At 52.9% G+C, this 14,328-nt stretch carries 21 protein-coding genes; 19 read left to right on the forward strand and 2 right to left on the reverse strand.

What is annotated here, in order from left to right:
- Positions 1-79: 79 nt before the first annotated feature.
- The 16 genes from GT019_RS30875 to GT019_RS30950 all read left to right on the forward strand — a co-directional run bounded on the left by GT019_RS30875 (position 80) and on the right by GT019_RS30950 (position 10,477).
- Complete coding sequence (locus tag GT019_RS30875; RefSeq protein ID WP_161747295.1) at positions 80-733, forward strand: adenylate kinase; 654 nt, start codon at positions 80-82, stop codon at positions 731-733.
- Complete coding sequence (gene map / locus GT019_RS30880; protein WP_161747296.1) at positions 730-1,491, forward strand: type I methionyl aminopeptidase; 762 nt, start codon at positions 730-732, stop codon at positions 1,489-1,491. Before GT019_RS30875 ends, map begins: the two co-directional genes overlap by 4 nt.
- A 6-nt stretch (positions 1,492-1,497) precedes the next feature.
- Complete coding sequence (locus GT019_RS30885; RefSeq protein WP_161747297.1) at positions 1,498-1,779, forward strand: KOW domain-containing RNA-binding protein; 282 nt, start codon at positions 1,498-1,500, stop codon at positions 1,777-1,779.
- Positions 1,780-1,781: 2 nt separating this feature from the next.
- Positions 1,782-1,997, forward strand: coding sequence for a translation initiation factor IF-1 (gene infA, locus GT019_RS30890; RefSeq protein WP_015847200.1), 216 nt, complete (start codon positions 1,782-1,784; stop codon positions 1,995-1,997).
- Positions 1,998-2,041: 44 nt separating this feature from the next.
- Entirely contained in the window at positions 2,042-2,155 is a 114-nt protein-coding gene (gene rpmJ / locus GT019_RS30895) for a 50S ribosomal protein L36 (RefSeq protein WP_003333770.1), read from the forward strand.
- 17 nt (positions 2,156-2,172) lie between these two features.
- Positions 2,173-2,541: a 30S ribosomal protein S13 gene (gene rpsM, locus GT019_RS30900; protein ID WP_091225571.1), complete on the forward strand. Its 369-nt coding sequence runs from the start codon at positions 2,173-2,175 to the stop codon at positions 2,539-2,541.
- Between the two features lie 18 nt (positions 2,542-2,559).
- Complete coding sequence (gene rpsK / locus GT019_RS30905) at positions 2,560-2,955, forward strand: 30S ribosomal protein S11 (RefSeq protein WP_090649131.1); 396 nt, start codon at positions 2,560-2,562, stop codon at positions 2,953-2,955.
- Positions 2,956-3,083: 128 nt separating this feature from the next.
- Positions 3,084-4,028: a DNA-directed RNA polymerase subunit alpha gene (locus GT019_RS30910; protein WP_161705123.1), complete on the forward strand. Its 945-nt coding sequence runs from the start codon at positions 3,084-3,086 to the stop codon at positions 4,026-4,028.
- A 50-nt stretch (positions 4,029-4,078) separates the two neighbouring features.
- On the forward strand, positions 4,079-4,447 hold the full coding sequence (gene rplQ, locus GT019_RS30915; RefSeq protein WP_161705125.1) for a 50S ribosomal protein L17: 369 nt from the start codon (positions 4,079-4,081) through the stop codon (positions 4,445-4,447).
- A gap of 69 nt (positions 4,448-4,516) precedes the next feature.
- The gene (truA, locus tag GT019_RS30920; RefSeq protein WP_161747298.1) at positions 4,517-5,257 is read left to right on the forward strand and encodes a tRNA pseudouridine(38-40) synthase TruA; all 741 of its coding nucleotides are present in this window, start codon (positions 4,517-4,519) and stop codon (positions 5,255-5,257) included.
- A 222-nt stretch (positions 5,258-5,479) separates the two neighbouring features.
- Positions 5,480-5,917 carry a 50S ribosomal protein L13 gene (gene rplM, locus GT019_RS30925; protein ID WP_161747299.1) on the forward strand — a complete coding sequence of 146 codons (438 nt, stop codon included), beginning with the start codon at positions 5,480-5,482 and terminating at the stop codon, positions 5,915-5,917.
- A gap of 19 nt (positions 5,918-5,936) precedes the next feature.
- Complete coding sequence (gene rpsI, locus GT019_RS30930) at positions 5,937-6,329, forward strand: 30S ribosomal protein S9 (RefSeq protein WP_126011507.1); 393 nt, start codon at positions 5,937-5,939, stop codon at positions 6,327-6,329.
- 149 nt (positions 6,330-6,478) lie between these two features.
- A complete protein-coding gene (locus GT019_RS30935; protein WP_161747300.1) occupies positions 6,479-7,171 on the forward strand; it encodes a phosphoadenylyl-sulfate reductase in 693 nt (230 codons plus the stop codon).
- 49 nt (positions 7,172-7,220) lie between these two features.
- Positions 7,221-8,384, forward strand: a complete 1,164-nt coding sequence (gene sat, locus GT019_RS30940) for a sulfate adenylyltransferase (protein ID WP_161747301.1) — start codon at positions 7,221-7,223, stop codon at positions 8,382-8,384.
- Positions 8,385-8,491: 107 nt separating this feature from the next.
- Positions 8,492-9,286, forward strand: coding sequence for an N-acetylmuramoyl-L-alanine amidase CwlD (gene cwlD / locus GT019_RS30945; RefSeq protein ID WP_161747302.1), 795 nt, complete (start codon positions 8,492-8,494; stop codon positions 9,284-9,286).
- A 75-nt stretch (positions 9,287-9,361) separates the two neighbouring features.
- A complete protein-coding gene (locus tag GT019_RS30950; protein WP_161747303.1) occupies positions 9,362-10,477 on the forward strand; it encodes a P-loop NTPase in 1,116 nt (371 codons plus the stop codon).
- A 110-nt stretch (positions 10,478-10,587) separates the two neighbouring features.
- Here the strand turns inward: GT019_RS30950 and gerD are convergent, their stop codons facing one another.
- On the reverse strand, positions 10,588-11,292 hold the full coding sequence (gene gerD, locus GT019_RS30955; protein WP_161747304.1) for a spore germination lipoprotein GerD: 705 nt from the start codon (positions 11,290-11,292) through the stop codon (positions 10,588-10,590).
- A gap of 300 nt (positions 11,293-11,592) precedes the next feature.
- On the opposite strand from gerD, the gene GT019_RS30960 reads away from it, so the two are divergent.
- Entirely contained in the window at positions 11,593-12,222 is a 630-nt protein-coding gene (locus GT019_RS30960; protein WP_328804091.1) for a KinB-signaling pathway activation protein, read from the forward strand.
- An 18-nt stretch (positions 12,223-12,240) separates the two neighbouring features.
- On the opposite strand, the gene pdaB is transcribed toward GT019_RS30960, so the two are convergent.
- Complete coding sequence (gene pdaB / locus GT019_RS30965) at positions 12,241-13,044, reverse strand: polysaccharide deacetylase family sporulation protein PdaB (RefSeq protein WP_161747305.1); 804 nt, start codon at positions 13,042-13,044, stop codon at positions 12,241-12,243.
- Positions 13,045-13,156: 112 nt separating this feature from the next.
- On the opposite strand from pdaB, the gene GT019_RS30970 reads away from it, so the two are divergent.
- Both GT019_RS30970 and GT019_RS30975 read left to right on the forward strand, forming a co-directional pair.
- A complete protein-coding gene (locus GT019_RS30970; protein ID WP_161747306.1) occupies positions 13,157-13,771 on the forward strand; it encodes a stage II sporulation protein M in 615 nt (204 codons plus the stop codon).
- Positions 13,772-13,965: 194 nt separating this feature from the next.
- Complete coding sequence (locus tag GT019_RS30975) at positions 13,966-14,187, forward strand: hypothetical protein (protein ID WP_161747307.1); 222 nt, start codon at positions 13,966-13,968, stop codon at positions 14,185-14,187.
- Positions 14,188-14,328: the final 141 nt, after the last annotated feature.

Below are 14,328 nucleotides of genomic sequence, written 5' to 3' on the forward strand. Positions count from 1 at the left end.
TCGCAAGCGGGATTCCGAGCATCTTGCAGGATGACGGAACCCGGCCGAGCCTATTATGTTTAAAGCGAGGAACACGCTAATGAACATCTTATTCATGGGCCCTCCAGGAGCCGGAAAAGGCACGCAGGCAGAGCGGATCGTGGAGACATTCAACATCCCGCACATCTCGACCGGCGATGCATTCCGTCTGGCAATGAAGCAAGGCACTCCGCTCGGACAAAAGGCGAAAGAATTCGTCGATCAAGGTCTCTTGGTACCGGATGAAATCACGAACGGCATCGTTCGCGAACGCCTGCAGCTCGAGGATTGCAACGAAGGCTTCTTGTTGGATGGATTTCCGCGCACGCTGCAGCAGGCAGAAGCACTGGACGTAATGTTGGCAGAAATGGGACGCAGTATCGATCACGTCGTTAACTTGAAGGTTGACCGCGGTTTGCTGCTTGCGCGTCTGACCGGTCGTCGCATTTGTAAATCGTGCGGCTCCACGTACCATGTCATGTTCAACCCGCCGAAGCAGGAAGGCGTCTGTGATAAATGCGGCGGCGAGCTGTATCAGCGGTCAGACGATACGGAAGCGAAAGTAGGCACGCGTCTTGACGAATACATCTCCAAAACGGCTCCATTGCTTGATTACTACGCAAGCAAAGCGGTTTTGCGCGAAGTGGACGGCGAGAAGGAAATCGACGAGGTAACGGCGGACATCGTGAACTGCTTGCGGGGAACTGCGGAATGATCGTATGCAAGTCCGAAGCGGAATTGCAGTATATGAGAGAAGCTGGACGAATTGTAGCGGTTACGCATCGCTTGCTTAAAGAGGCGGTTCGGCCGGGCGTGACCACCAAGGAATTGGACGAAATCGCTGAAACGTACATTCGCAGCCAGGACGCAACACCTTCTTTTAAAGGGTACAATCAGTTTCCTGCCAGCATTTGCGCTTCTGTGAACAATGAGCTGGTACATGGCATTCCGGGCTCGCGCAAACTGAACGATGGCGACATCATCAGTATTGATATCGGGGCGCAGTATAAAGGGTATCACGGCGATTCGGCGTGGACCTACGGCGTCGGCCGTATTAGTGAAGAGGCGCAACGGCTGCTCGACATTACAGAACAGTCGCTTTATGCGGGACTCGCACTCGTGAAACCGGAAGTTCGCTTGTTTACTATCTCGCATGCGATCCAACAAGCAATCGAGGCGGCCGGGTTTTCCGTCGTTCGCGATTATTGCGGTCATGGGATCGGAGCTGAGCTCCATGAGGAACCGCAAATTCCGAATTACGGCATGCCTGACCGCGGACCGCGCCTGAAGCCGGGTATGGTGCTGGCGATCGAACCGATGGTCAACATCGGAGAGCGGTACGTGCGCACACTGGCGGACAATTGGACAGTCGTCACCGAAGATCAATCATGGTGCGCTCACTTCGAGCATACGGTGGCTGTAACGGCGGATGGCTGTGAAATTTTAACCCGAACCAGGGAGCAGGCAGGTTGAGAACGCTTGGAGAATAAACCGGAGATTGGCCGAGTCGTAAAAGTGCTGCGGGGAAAAGACGAGGGCTCATACGCCGTGATCGTTCAACTGCTGGACGAACGTTTCGTACTTGTGGCCGACGGAGACAAACGTCGCTTCGATCAATCGAAGAAGAAAAACATTCTGCATCTCGAGATGCAGCCGGTCGTCAGTCATGAAGTGATTGACAGCATGCGGGAAACCGGCCGTGTAACAAACGCGAAACTGCGTTATGCCATTCAGAAGGCAGTGCAAGGGAAAGGAGAATGACTATGGCCAAAGAAGACGTCATTGAAGTCGAAGGTACGGTCATCGAACCACTACCTAACGCTATGTTCAAGGTGGAACTGGAGAACGGACATCAGATTCTCGCCCATGTTTCGGGTAAGCTCAGAATGCACTTCATCCGCATTCTGACCGGAGATAAAGTAGTCATTCAGTTGTCGCCTTACGATTTGTCCAGAGGACGCATTACCTATCGGAAGTAGGCCGTCAGCGGTCTGCCGACGAAAGAATTCGGGAGGTAATCACAATGAAGGTTAGACCGTCGGTCAAGCCGATTTGCGAAAAATGTAAAGTCATTCGCCGCAAAGGCAATGTCATGGTTATTTGTGAAAATCCGAAACACAAACAAAAACAAGGATAAAGGAGGGATAACGGTACATGGCACGTATTGCTGGTGTAGACTTACCGCGTGATAAACGCGTTGTCATCGCGCTGACGTACATCTTCGGTATTGGCAGAACGACTGCTAACAAAATCTTGAGCACGACCGGTATTAGCGAAAATACCCGTGTTCGCGATTTGACGGAAGACGAAGTTAGCCAACTGCGCGAAACGATCGACAAAACGGTTAAAGTGGAAGGCGACCTGCGTCGCGAAATTTCGCTTAACATCAAACGTCTGATCGAGATCGGCTGCTATCGTGGTGTTCGTCACCGTCGCGGTCTTCCGGTTCGTGGTCAACGGACCAAAACAAATGCTCGTACGCGTAAAGGTCCTCGTCGGACTGTAGCGAACAAGAAGAAATAATAAGGGGGGATAACCGAAATGGCAAAACCAAAGAAAGTGGTTCGTACGAAACGTCGTGACCGTAAAAATATTGACTCTGGCGTGGCGCATATCCGCTCGACGTTCAATAATACGATCGTTACGATTACCGACCCGCACGGCAATGCGATTTCTTGGGCAAGCTCGGGTAACCTCGGCTTTAAAGGTTCCCGGAAGAGCACGCCTTATGCCGCTCAAATGGCTGCAGAATCCGCAGCGAAAGCGGCTATGGAACATGGCATGAAAACTGTCGAAGTCATGGTTAAAGGTCCAGGCGCTGGCCGTGAAGCGGCAATCCGCTCCCTGCAAGCAGCAGGCCTTGAAGTTAACCTCATTAAAGACGTAACGCCGGTTCCGCATAACGGATGCCGTCCGCCAAAACGTCGTCGCGTATAGTTCCAAAATTTGTGGTATCAAATTACTGCAACTTGTGAATAATGGTTGTGAAGGTTTGCCATACTACATGATTTGACTGCATACGCGATAATGGTAACGGAGCGACGTTTTGAGGGAGGGTACTATTAGTGATTGAGATCGAAAAGCCGAAAATCGAATCCGTAGAATTGAACGAGGATGGCACATACGGACGTTTCGTTGTTGAACCGCTTGAACGCGGGTATGGAGCGACGCTCGGGAACTCCCTTCGGAGGATCCTGCTGTCGTCGCTGCCCGGCGCAGCTGTAACTTCAGTTCAAATCGACGGTGTACTTCACGAGTTCTCTACGGTTCCAGGTGTGATGGAAGACGTAACTGAAATCATCCTGAACCTCAAAGGCCTTTCGCTGAAAATCCATTCCGACGAAGAGAAGGTATTGGAGATTGACGCGGAAGGTGATGGCAACGTTACGGCTGGCGATATTCGCGCAGACAGCGATGTCGAGATTTTAAGCCCAGATCTTCATATCGCGACGCTGGCCTCCGGTGCACGGCTCCACATGCGGGTATTTGCTAATCGCGGACGCGGTTATGTGCAAGCAGATCGCAACAAACGGGAAGATCAGCCGATCGGCGTGATTCCCGTGGATTCGATCTACACACCGATTACCCGTGTTAACTACACGGTTGAGAACACTCGTGTTGGTCAAGTGACGAACTACGACAAGCTCACACTTGAAGTTTGGACCGACGGAAGCATTCGTCCGGAAGAGGCTGTCAGCCTCGGCGCCAAAATTTTGACAGAGCATCTGGATCTGTTCGTCGGTCTGACGGACGAAGCGAAAGATGCCGAGATCATGGTTGAAAAAGAAGAAGACAAGAAAGAGAAAGTGCTGGAGATGACGATCGAAGAACTCGATCTCTCGGTACGTTCTTATAACTGTCTGAAACGTGCGGGAATCAATACCGTTCAAGAGCTGATCACGAAAACCGAAGAAGACATGATGAAGGTCCGCAACCTCGGACGCAAGTCTTTGGAGGAAGTTCAAGAGAAGCTGGAAGAGCTCGGTCTTGGCCTTCGCATGGAGGAATAGAGAGCAGCACAGACTAAGGTCGTAAGACTGGTTTAAGGAGGGGAATTTCGATGGCATATTCAAAACTGAGCCGTGACGCTAGCTCCCGGAAAGCATTGTTCCGCGATCTTGTCACTGACTTGTTCTTGTATGAGCGTATTCAAACGACGGAAGCGAAAGCGAAAGAACTTCGTCCTATCGCCGAAAAGCTGATCACGCTTGCGAAACGCGGTGATCTGCATGCACGTCGTCAAGTGGCAGCTTTTGTTCGCCGCGAGTCCATTGCAGCAGGTGAGCAGGATGCAATTCAAAAATTGTTCTCCGAGCTTGCTACCCGTTATTCGGAGCGTCCGGGCGGCTATACGCGTATTTTGAAACTAGGTCCTCGTCGCGGTGACGCGGCGCCTATGGTTTATTTGGAACTGGTGGATCGCGCGTAGCAAACGAAGGGTGGACCTTGCGGCCACCTTTTTTTGTTGCCCGAGATGGCTTCTGTGGAGGGGAGCGGCGTGCGCAATATTCGCATGGCGATCAGTTATGACGGAACAACGTATTATGGCTTTCAGACGCAGCCGATCGGCAATACCGTTCAGGATGTGCTGCTGCAAGCCATACGCGTGCTTACGGGCGAACACGTGGACATGACGGCTTCCGGTCGAACCGATGCCGGTGTCCATGCCAGACGCCAAGTGATTAATTTCAAAACCTCATCGCCCATACCGGTTGATCGTTGGGCGCTTGCGCTCAACTCCAGGCTGCCGGATGATATCGTCGTTCTGCAGGCGGACGAGGTGCCCCCGCATTTTCATGCCTCTTACTTTGCCAAACGCAAAACCTATCGATATGGAATCGATACGAGCAAGTTCGGCAACGTGTTCGAACGGAAGTATCGTTTGCATTATCCGATGCCGCTTCTTCTCGAGGAAATGAAAGCAGCCATCGCCTGCGTGAAGGGAAAACACGACTTTACGTCCTTTGCCTCGAAGCGTTCCACGAAAACGACGCATGTGCGCACGATTCTGGATGCGCGCATAGAGGAGACCGACGGCAAGTTGGATATATTCCTCACCGGGGACGGGTTCTTGTATAACATGGTAAGGATCATCGTGGGGACATTGCTTTGGGTTGGGGAAGGCAAGCTGAGCGCTGCCGATTTCAAACGAATCCTCGAGACTCGGGATAGGTCGGCGGCGGGTCCTACGGCAATGGCGCATGGCTTGATGCTGTGGGACGTGGAGTATGACGATTAACCAGGATTTTTCCAATCCGGCGAGGTTTGTCCAATTAAGAAAGAGCTTGCACTTGCTAGGCCAATGTAGTAGAATATAACTTGTGCTTTCTTAGTGGCTCTCCCACAGCCCCGACTAAGAATGGCCGCCAATAGCAATGCTTACGAACGTAATTGAAGCCGGTGAAACGGCAACTAATGTTATAAATGAATCGATCGTTTGAATGAAGAAGGAGGATCATCCATGCGCACTACCTATATGGCTAAGCCAAATGAAGTTGAACGCAAATGGTACGTCATTGACGCGGAAGGCAAAACGCTTGGCCGTCTTGCGAGCGAAGCGGCAAGCATCATCCGCGGCAAACACAAACCACAATTTACTCCGCACGTTGACACTGGCGATTTCGTCGTGATCATCAACGCAGAGAAAATTCACCTGACGGGCAAAAAGCTTCAAAACAAAATGTACTACCGTCACTCGATGTACTCGGGCGGTTTGAAAGTAACCCCTGCTCAAGACATGATCAAGAACAAACCGGACCAAGTTTTGGAGCAAGCGATCTACGGCATGTTGCCTAAGAATCGTCTGGGCGACAAAATGAAGATGAAGCTGAAAGTTTATGCCGGCGCAGAACATCCACATCAAGCACAAAATCCAGAAGTTTACGAACTTCGCGGGTAAATAGAGGGAGGACAGTTTCATGGCACAAGTTCAATACTATGGAACGGGTCGTCGTAAACACTCTGTAGCACGTGTACGTCTCGTGCCGGGTGAAGGACGAATCATTATTAACAAGCGCGACCTGAATGAATACTTCGGCTTGGAAACGTTGAAGCTGATCGTGAAACAACCGCTTGCACTGACTGAAACGGCAAGCAAGTACGACATCCTGGTTATTGCGCATGGCGGCGGTATCTCCGGCCAAGCGGGCGCAATCCGTCACGGCATTTCCCGCGCACTGCTGAAAGCAGACCCGGAATTCCGTCCAGCTTTGAAACGCGCCGGATTCCTGACGCGTGACCCACGTATGAAAGAACGTAAAAAATACGGTCTCAAAGCTGCTCGTCGTGCACCACAATTCTCGAAACGTTAATCTATACCGACAAAATGCCTCGCTGCTTAGCAGTGGAGGCATTTTTTTCATCATTTTGGCGTATTTCAGTCATTGAACATTATGACCAATGGACGTATAATTTAATGTAGATCAATTTACTTGGAATTTGCAAACGGAGGGACTCATCCATGAACCTTTTTGAGAAAGAAGCGCTTATTACCAAGCAAGCGGAAGAACTGGAGAGTGCGACGCCGCAAGAGATTTTAAAATACGCGGTTGAAACATTCCCGAATATCACATTTGCATGCAGCTTTGGCGCGGAAGATGTCGTGCTTGTCGATATGCTGCAAAAAATCAGCCCGAAGACGGACATTTTCTACCTGGATACGGATTTTCATTTTAAAGAAACGTACGAGACGCGCGATAAAATGGCCGAAATCTACGGTCTTGAATTCGTTGAAGTGAAACCTGCCATTACGCCGGAGGAGCAAGCGGCGCAATACGGCGAAGAGCTGTGGAAATCCAATGCGAACGAATGCTGCAATATTCGGAAAGTGCAGCCGTTGACGCAAATTCTGTCCAAGTACGAAGCTTGGATTACGGGTATTCGCCGCGACCAGGCGCCAACGCGCGCGAACGCGAAGAAGATCGAATACGACACGAAATTCGGTTTGGTGAAATTCAATCCCATCGCGGATTGGACGACCGAAGATGTCTGGAACTATATCCGCGAGAACAATGTTTATTACAACCCGTTGCATGACAACAACTATCCAAGCATCGGCTGCGAATACTGCACGCGTCAAGTCATGCCGGGCGAGGATCCGCGTGCGGGACGTTGGGCGGGACAAGAGAAAACGGAGTGCGGATTGCATAAATAAGCTTAACCTGGCAGTAACGCGATAAAACCTTAGGAGGCACTTGCATACAATGAGCAGCATTGAGCCGCATGGCGGCGTACTCATCAATCGAGTCGCGACTGGAGCCGAGCGCGACGCGCTGCTCTCCGAAGCGGCAAATCTCTCGTCCATCGTCGTCAATACATGGACCATTTCGGATTTGGATTTGATTGCCGTAGGGGCATTTTCGCCGCTTACCGGGTTTTTGAACGAAGCGGACTACCGCTCGGTCGTCGAACGCATGCGTCTTGCGGATGGCACGGTATGGAGCATACCGATTACATTGGCTGTAGAAGAAGCAAAGGCATCCGAATTGTCCGCGGGTCAACGCGCTGCGCTTGTCGGCGAAGACGGCGTTATCTATGCCGTGATCGAGATCGAGAGCATCTATGCCGTCGACCAGAAGCATGAAGCGCTCAACGTATTCAAGACCGACGATGTGGAGCATCCAGGCGTCGCCAAATTGTTCAGCCGTCCTGCGACGTATGTCGGCGGATCCATCACCGTGTTGAATCGTCCGGTACCCGAGAAGTTCAATGAATTCTACTTTGATCCGGCGGAGACGAGGCGGATATTCGCGGAGAAGGGGTGGAAGACCATCGTTGGGTTCCAAACCCGGAATCCGGTTCATCGGGCACACGAATATATTCAGAAATGCGCCATGGAGATCGTCGATGCGCTTTTTCTGAACCCGCTTGTCGGCGAAACGAAATCCGACGACGTACCGGCGAATGTCCGGATGAAGAGCTACATCGCGTTGCTTGAGAATTACTATCCGGCAGATCGCACGTTCCTTGGCGTGTTTCCGGCGGCAATGCGCTACGCAGGACCGCGGGAAGCGATTTTCCACGCGATGGTCCGCAAGAATTACGGCTGTACGCATTTCATCGTCGGCCGCGACCATGCGGGCGTAGGCGATTACTACGGGACGTATGAGGCGCAGGATTTGCTTCGGTCGTTCCCTGCCGATGATCTCGGCATTACGCCGCTGTTCTTCGAACACAGCTTCTTCTGCACCAAATGCGGCAACATGGCTTCCAGCAAGACTTGCCCGCATGGCAAGGAAGACCATCTGACGCTATCCGGTACGAAGGTACGCGCTTTGCTGCGTGACGGCATTTGCCCGCCGCCGGAGTTCTCGCGTCCGGAAGTCGCTCAAATTCTGATCGAAGGCATGTCCAGCCAACCGGTTTAATTTAAACAGGATGTCCGCATAAGTGGCCGCCTCGTCCCATAAGATGATAAAGAACGCAGGACAGCCTCCTGCACGATCATCGGATGGAGATAGGGGTGGCTTTTTGCATGCGCGGAGTTCGGAAACGGTTGTTGGTTTGGATTTCGTACCGGGGCGCGGCGCGAATCGGGTTAGGCATCGCGGCAGTCATGCTCACGGTCGTATTATTGACGCAAGAAGTGCCCGCGACGCGGACGTGGACCTACTGGACGCTGCCGTTATCCGGCAAAGTCATTGCCATTGATGCGGGTCATGGCGGCGTGGACGGCGGCGCGGTCAGCAAGCAGGGCTTGGTGGAGAAGGATCTTAATCTGGCAATCGCGCTGCAACTGCGGGATTTTCTTCAGCAAGCCGGGGCGATCGTCGTGATGACGCGGGAGGGCGATTACGATCTCGCGGAGGAAGGCACGTCCAAGATCAGCAAGCGGAAGACGCAGGATCTGCTTAATCGCGCCAAGTTCGTCAAAGACAAGCATGCTTCGCTGCTGCTTAGCATCCATATGAACAGCATTCCATCGCCGAAATGGTCGGGGGCGCAGACGTTTTTTTATCCGAACCAGCCTGAAAATGCTATTTTGGCTTCCCTGATTCAGGATGAGATCCGGCGAAATCTGGGCAATACCGAGCGTCTCGCGGCCACGGTCAATACGATTTATTTGCTGAAAGCGATGGACGAGGTGCCGAGCGCGCTTGTGGAAGTCGGGTTCTTGTCCAACCCCGGCGAAGCGACGCGTCTGGCGGATTCCGAATACCAGAAGAAGGTTGCGGCTTCCATATATCAAGGCGTGCTGCGGTTTACCGCGGGGGAAAAATGGGGGACGGGCAACCCGGGAGGCGCGGCCGGCGGCAAAACCGGAAGCTGACCCCGCTTGGAACGGCTCCGGCGTATTGCTATAATGGATGAGCCAGTATCACTGGGATAGAGGAGAGAAGCTGCCATGATTACCCGCGAGGAAGCATTAAAGGCCGCCGAGTCCGCGGCGGCCCCTTATAATGCGGAAGGCACGATCGTCTTCCGCGATGTTGTCGTAAAGGACCGTGGCGTATCGCTCACGGTCATTGGCGCGCCCGCGCCCGCGGAGCGCGCGCTCGAGGCTGCGCTGCGCGAAGCGCTTGCCGCGGCCGGCGCCGAAACCGTGCACTGCCGGTTTCGGGCCGGCGAGGCCGCCCCGGCGGGCACGCAGGGCGCTGCGCCCGCCGCAGGCGCTCCCGGCGGCGCCGGGCAGGCTGCGCCGCCGCCGAAGGGCGCAGGCCCCGTACGCGGTCACGGGGCCGGGCTCGAGGCACACCCGCTGCTCGCCGAAGGCAGCGGAGTGCAGTTCATTGCCGTCGCCAGCGGCAAGGGCGGCGTCGGCAAGTCCACGGTGACCGTGAATCTCGCGGTCGCCTTGGCCCGCAAGGGCAAACGCGTCGGAATCATCGACGCCGACATTTACGGCTTCAGCGTGCCGGACATGATGGGGATCGAAGAACGCCCGCAGATCGTGAACGAGCGGGTCATCCCCATCGAGAAGTTCGGCGTGCGCGTCATGTCCATGGGCTTTTTCGTCGAAGACAACGCGCCGATCGTATGGCGCGGACCGATGCTCGGCAAGATGCTGCGCAACTTTTTCGCCGAGATCGAATGGGGCGAGCTGGATTACCTGCTCCTGGATTTGCCGCCGGGAACGGGCGACGTCGCCCTCGACGTGCACCAGCTCATTCCGCAAAGCAAAGAAATCATCGTGACCACGCCGCATGCAACGGCCGCTTTCGTGGCAGCCCGAGCAGGTGCAATGGCAATCAAAACCGAGCATGAAATCATCGGCGTCGTGGAGAATATGTCGTACTACCTCAATAAAGACGGCGAGCATGATTATGTTTTCGGCCGCGGTGGCGGTGCCAGGTTGGCCGAGTCCCTCAATGCCGAGTTAATGGCCCAGATTCCGCTCGGAGCGCCGGACAACCATGTTTCGGAGCCGGATTTTTCCCCGTCCGTGTACAAGGAAGATACCGACACGGGTCGCATTTACCTGGAGATCGCGGACCGCGTCATCGCCAAGTGCGAGGCATAGTCGGCGATACGACAGCGAAAAAGCCAACATGGCTCACGATCCGTGAGCATGTTGGCTTTTCACGTTGCACGTTCACAGCAGACCCTTCCATGCAACAGGAGCAGGGGTCATCATCCGCCGCCTTGTTCACCCATGCCGCCGTCGCCCTGATCGCCGCCTTCGCCTTGATCGCCGCCTTCGCCTTCGCCGCCGCCGCCTTCGCCCTCTTTGGATTTGGTGACTTTTTCGTCCGGTTTCGGCTTAAGCTCTTCCTGTACCGCTTTTTTAAGCAGGTCGAGTATTTCCATCCGGAATAGCGGGCTTTGCATCGAGTCCTGCATGATGGTCATGACTTGTTTGCGATATTGGCTGCTTTGGAGGACATCCAGAATCATCTTATCCATTTCCGGGCTTTTCATCGCTTGGATCATGTCTTTTTGGTAGCTCGGATCCTTGAGCAAGTCCTTGTGGATTTGCTTGTTTTGTTTATTGACCGCTTGCGAGAACTCGCCGGCAAACCGCGGATCGGTCATCAACTTTTCGATGACTTTGTTGTACTCCGGAGAAACCAAGGTTTCTTTGACGGCCATGCGCACCTGCTCTTGGTCTTGGACCGTAAGCAGCTTCGAGCCCATGCCATTATTGCCCGTGGAAGAAACGGCCGATTCCTGAAGCGCCTTTTGCGCGTCTTCCGTCTTGAGTATGTCAATTACCATCGACTTCATGTCTTTGTAGCTGATCGGTTCGCTTGATGCACTGGACGGCTCGGAGCCGCAGCTTGACAGCATGGAGGATAAAATTATTGCGGCACCCACCCATACGAAACGCTTGAGCATGATGTCCCTGTCTCCCTTCTGAAATTACGACATTGTCCTGCGTGTAGTATGCGACATTGTTCAAGGGATTATCATGGACGCGGCGTAGCTTTTTAAGGCGGACGTGGTAAAATGGAAAAGACCAGGCTATTGGGCAATGGCAGCGCTGAAATATCGAGCATCTCCGAATGATTTGCTGCCAGGATGAACCAAGCAGACGGAGAATTTCATACGGATGCAAGCCATAAGAAGTCAGCGCTTCCATGCTTAGTAACGAATAGGCAAGGATGAGGCGCAACAAACATTTAGGAGACATGTACCGTGAACTTACGCAAATGGTTTTTTTTATTCTGGAGCACGATGGCGGTCGGAGGTGTCGTGTCCGCCATTATCGGCACCTTCATGCAATGGATCGATCCTGATTTCGGCATACTCGGCCTGAAAGCAACGGGCTTTAACCTGCTGACCATGGCGCTCGTCGGGTTGCTGTTCGGCGCGTTCAGCCAGATGGGCTTTTTTTCGTATCTAACGCTCAATTACATCGCGCTCAGCGTACTTCGCAAAGGGTACCTTTGGAACGCCTTGCAAGCGTACACTTCGCTGTTCGCGCTTGGCGGAATAGGGTATATGCTGTATCAGGACCGCGCGAAATTAAATAACGGCTGGATATTTTGGGTGCTTCCGCTGGCGCTGGCCATCGCGTCCTCGGCAGTCGCTTATGTCAAAGCGAAACAGACCAACGGCACCGCGTTCATTCCGACGGTGTTTCTGTTGGTCGTCGTGACGCTGCTGGAAGCGTGGCAAGCGCTCCAAAGCAATGTAACGGCAATGGCGTTCATGGTCATTCCGATGTTTGCGTGCAACGCGTATCAAATCATGTGGCTGCATCGATTGCTGCGCAAAGAACAAACGACCGGCTCCGCATCGTCCAATGCGAAACCGGTCGCTTAATTAACGTTCGTATCGAAATCACTGCGCTGCCGAAGCATCGAGCTGCTCGAACATGGCGGTCTTGTCTTGGACCGTTTTGCCCTGCAGCTCCGTTTGCGCGATCAGTTCCGATACCGTTACGAATTCATAGCCTTTATCGCGAAGTTGATCGATAATCGCGGGAAGCGCCTCGTGCGTTTGTTTGACGGAATCGCTGGCGTGCATCAGGATGATATCGCCGGGATGCGCTTTGGACACGACGCGGTTCACGATTTTGTCCGTCCCGATATTCATCCAATCCTGGGAGTCCGTATCCCATTGAATGACCTTATAATTCATCTGTTCCGCGATCCGCAGCACGCGCTTGTCGAAATCGCCGTTAGGCATCCGGATGAGGGTCGGCGTTTTGCCGGTCACCTGAGTCAAAATCGTCTGCGCCGTTTCGATTTGCGTGCGGATTTCCTCGTCGCTGTAGGTGCTGTAATTGCCGTGCTTATGGCCGTGGCTCCCGATTTCATAACCGGCGTCTACGATCTTTTTCACGATATCGGGGTGGCTTTGGCTCCAAGGGGAAGAGAGAAAGAACGTCACGTTTTTGACGCCTTTTTCTTTCAGGACGTCGAGAATCGGCTCGGCGCGTTTTTCACCCCAGCTGATGTCGAAGGTCAACGCCACGACCTTTTTGTCTGTCGGAACGCTGTAAATCGCTGCCGGCTGATCTTCGGCGAACACCGTAATATTGTCCTTTTCGGCGTAAATGACGCCTGCCGCGAACATGATCCCCACTGTCATCAGAAAATATCGCTTCAATTTTCTTCCGTTCATGACATAAAACATATTCATGGATGGATCGGCACTCCTCTCCTTAGGCTTGTATTAGTACAATCTATGCTCGTACGACCAACTTATTCGTCTTGAAGCCAAAATCAGCCCCAGCAGAGGTGAGAAGCCAAGTATGTTCGCTCCACGTGAAATTTTGCGCCATTTGAAGTCCATGCGTCATTACCTCGCCTTCAGCACGATTTTTTTGCTTGCCGGCATGGTCGTCGGCGCGACGAATCCGGCGCTGGACAGCTTTATGCAAAGCCAGATGAGCGGATTGCGGGACATCGCGCAAAACATCGACTCCAGCAGTCATCCGACGCTGTATTTAATGTTGTTCATCTTATTGAATAACGTCATTAAAGCGGTCTTCGTAATGTACCTCGGCGCGTTTTTCGGCATAATTCCCGTCGTCTTCCTAGCCATTAACGGGATGATGATCGGCTATTTGATTCACAAGACGGCGGATCAGGGAAACGGGATGTTATTCGACGTTATCGTCAAGGGGCTTCTCCCGCATGGCATTATCGAATTGGCTGCCATCGTAATCGCTTGTGCATACGGACTGCGGTTCGGCAAAATGATTTTTCAAGGAATCGGTTCGGTGTTTACGCGCAAGAGCGGGTGGGGACAAGAATTCGAGAAATTCATGCAGCGCACCCTTCCGGTTATCGTCCTGATAGCCGTAATGTTGGTGGCAGCGGCAATCATTGAAAGCACCGTGACGGTTTGGCTGCTCGGCGAGTAATAAAATTTCCATTTTCTGTGCATAACAATAAAGCGGCGTTTATCGCGACTTGCGATAGACGCCGTTTTTGGTTTCCGGGTAAGCGCTGCGCGTTCCCGTGACCGAAGAAACGATCCGGCGCGGTTGAATCGCTGCCGCGGATTCGTTTCGTTGGCCGTTGTGGCCGAATAAGCGAAGGGGGCTGCCGGAAGGTTATGCTCGGAATACTGTTCAACGACAAAGAATGCAAAGAACTCGACTACGTACTACGCAAAGAACTTGACGAAATGCTGCTCGATTTGAACGATTCCAGGCTGGACGGAGATATCAAGACGGCCATTGCCAAACGCTACAAGGTCATTTTTCGCATGTTTGCCCGAATCGCCTCCCCGAAAGAATTGTCCCGCTATGTGCTCAATATGCGCATGTACCGTTGATTCAAACGGTTATTCACAGGTGTACAAAAAAATATCAAAAAACCCTTGCATTGTTTCTTAGCCTTGTGATATATTAATCAAGTCGCCGCTGAGACATGGGCGATACGAGAAAAGAACTTGTTCCTTGAAAACTGAACAATG

The organism is Paenibacillus glycinis (genome assembly GCF_009909185.1).
Lineage (GTDB): Bacteria > Bacillota > Bacilli > Paenibacillales > Paenibacillaceae > Paenibacillus_Z > Paenibacillus_Z glycinis.

Excerpts from the sequence above, each read along its gene's own strand:
- sat (WP_161747301.1), top strand. The coding sequence starts at position 7,221 with ATGAGCAGCATTGAGCCGCATGGCGGCGTACTCATCAATCGAGTCGCG.
- gerD (WP_161747304.1), bottom strand. The coding sequence starts at position 11,292 with ATGCTCAAGCGTTTCGTATGGGTGGGTGCCGCAATAATTTTATCCTCC.
- rpmJ (WP_003333770.1), top strand. The coding sequence starts at position 2,042 with ATGAAGGTTAGACCGTCGGTCAAGCCGATTTGCGAAAAATGTAAAGTC.
- map (WP_161747296.1), top strand. The coding sequence starts at position 730 with ATGATCGTATGCAAGTCCGAAGCGGAATTGCAGTATATGAGAGAAGCT.
- pdaB (WP_161747305.1), bottom strand. The coding sequence starts at position 13,044 with ATGAATATGTTTTATGTCATGAACGGAAGAAAATTGAAGCGATATTTT.
- rpsM (WP_091225571.1), top strand. The coding sequence starts at position 2,173 with ATGGCACGTATTGCTGGTGTAGACTTACCGCGTGATAAACGCGTTGTC.
- rpsI (WP_126011507.1), top strand. The coding sequence starts at position 5,937 with ATGGCACAAGTTCAATACTATGGAACGGGTCGTCGTAAACACTCTGTA.
- GT019_RS30875 (WP_161747295.1), top strand. The coding sequence starts at position 80 with ATGAACATCTTATTCATGGGCCCTCCAGGAGCCGGAAAAGGCACGCAG.
- infA (WP_015847200.1), top strand. The coding sequence starts at position 1,782 with ATGGCCAAAGAAGACGTCATTGAAGTCGAAGGTACGGTCATCGAACCA.
- rplM (WP_161747299.1), top strand. The coding sequence starts at position 5,480 with ATGCGCACTACCTATATGGCTAAGCCAAATGAAGTTGAACGCAAATGG.
- rpsK (WP_090649131.1), top strand. The coding sequence starts at position 2,560 with ATGGCAAAACCAAAGAAAGTGGTTCGTACGAAACGTCGTGACCGTAAA.
- GT019_RS30970 (WP_161747306.1), top strand. The coding sequence starts at position 13,157 with ATGTTCGCTCCACGTGAAATTTTGCGCCATTTGAAGTCCATGCGTCAT.
- GT019_RS30950 (WP_161747303.1), top strand. The coding sequence starts at position 9,362 with ATGATTACCCGCGAGGAAGCATTAAAGGCCGCCGAGTCCGCGGCGGCC.
- GT019_RS30935 (WP_161747300.1), top strand. The coding sequence starts at position 6,479 with ATGAACCTTTTTGAGAAAGAAGCGCTTATTACCAAGCAAGCGGAAGAA.
- GT019_RS30975 (WP_161747307.1), top strand. The coding sequence starts at position 13,966 with ATGCTCGGAATACTGTTCAACGACAAAGAATGCAAAGAACTCGACTAC.
- cwlD (WP_161747302.1), top strand. The coding sequence starts at position 8,492 with ATGCGCGGAGTTCGGAAACGGTTGTTGGTTTGGATTTCGTACCGGGGC.
- rplQ (WP_161705125.1), top strand. The coding sequence starts at position 4,079 with ATGGCATATTCAAAACTGAGCCGTGACGCTAGCTCCCGGAAAGCATTG.